The organism is Paenibacillus sp. MER 180 (assembly GCF_023713665.1).
Classification (GTDB): domain Bacteria; phylum Bacillota; class Bacilli; order Paenibacillales; family Paenibacillaceae; genus Paenibacillus_B; species Paenibacillus_B suaedae.
In genome coordinates, this window is the sequence record NZ_JAMAVT010000115.1 from 1 (window position 1) to 255 (window position 255).

1 rRNA gene is annotated in these 255 nt (G+C 52.9%); it reads left to right on the plus strand.

Features of this window, described 5'->3' with window-relative positions:
* A 23S ribosomal RNA gene (locus M3661_RS30110) occupies window positions 1-255 on the plus strand; the annotation flags it as partial.

The window sequence follows — 255 nt, forward strand, 5'->3', positions numbered from 1 at the left end:
ACAGGTTGAAATTCCTGTACCAGCGTAACCGTTATGAGCAATGGGGGGACGCAGAAGGATAGGGACGCGAGCTGATGGATGCTCGTCCAAGCAGTGAGGCCGATGTGTAGGCAAATCCGCACATCATCAAGGCTGGGCTGTGATGGGGAGGGAAAATTATAGTACCGAAGGTCTTGATTTCATGCTGCCAAGAAAAGCCTCTAGCCAGGTGAAGCTGCCCGTACCGCAAACCGACACAGGTAGGTGGGAAGAGAA